We start from the raw sequence: 1,068 nt of genomic DNA on the forward strand, positions 1-1,068 counted from the left end.
CGTGGGAGAACCGGACCGCGCCCATCCTTGGCGGCCGCGAACAGACCGGAATCCCGAAGATCTTTGCCGATATCGGGGACATCCGCGTCCAGCACCCGGCCTGCCATGGTGCTGCAAGCTCGGGTGGAAGCACGTTCCTCTTCATGGATTTCGAAGAGACCGGGCAGATTACCGGTCCGGCCCTGGATGCAGCGCGGGAACAGCAGAAATCCATCAACACTATCGGCTGGCGCTACATCCCGAAAGTCGGGAAGCCCGGGGCCGAACTGAGCCAGTTCATCCTGTTTCCTCAGGGTGTAGATATCGACACCGCGTTCACGGGCACGGGAAGCCTGAAGTGGATCGAACAGACCCCGATGCAGTACGGGTACCAGTTCTGGGTTGCAAACCAGATTGCCGCCCTGCCCATGAAAAAGATCACGAACGCCATCCTGTTCCATGGCAGCGCACGGCTCCACTCCACCGGGGCGCGGGTTCTTGAGTAAGGAGGGAGATCATGACACCATCAGCATATTACCAGGACAAGGTTTGTATCGTCACGGGAGCAAACTCCGGTATCGGGTACGCATTGAGCGCCGAGCTTTTGAGGCGGGGCGCAATCGTGTACATGGCCGGGCGCAACAAGGCAAAAGTTGAGGAGGCAATCCGCAACCTTGCCGATGGAAAGGACCGGGCCCGGCCGCTGATTGTCGAGGTCACGGACCGGGCGCAGGTGACAAAAGCGATCGAGGACACGGCAAAGGAAGCCGGGCGGATCGATCTTCTCTTCAACAATGCCGGTATTGGCGGAACCATCCAGTACGAGAAGGTAACGATCGAGGACTGGAAGACGATCATCGACACCAACCTCTGGAGTGTCATCTACGGTGTCCATGCCGCAATCCCGATCATGCTGAAGCAGGGATCCGGCCACATCGTCAACACGAGCTCGGTTGCCGGGATCGTGCCGCTGCCGTACCAGGCCCTCTATGCAACAACCAAGTTCGGCGTTACCGGCATGACGGAGAGCCTCCGGTTCGAGTTCATGGACCGGGGCCTGCATTTCTCGACCATCTGCCCGGCCAATAT

The 1,068-nt window shown here is 59.4% G+C and carries 2 protein-coding genes; both read left to right on the plus strand.

From position 1 onward, the window contains the following. Positions 1-485 (plus strand): acetoacetate decarboxylase family protein (locus tag CW742_RS14835; protein WP_292421725.1); only part of this gene is annotated, 485 nt, incomplete at its 5' end. Between the two features lie 11 nt (positions 486-496). After that, a partial coding sequence (locus CW742_RS14840) for an SDR family oxidoreductase (RefSeq protein WP_292421727.1) occupies positions 497-1,068 on the plus strand: 572 nt, incomplete at its 3' end.

Source organism: Methanoregula sp., from assembly GCF_002835825.1.
Classification (GTDB): domain Archaea; phylum Halobacteriota; class Methanomicrobia; order Methanomicrobiales; family Methanospirillaceae; genus Methanoregula.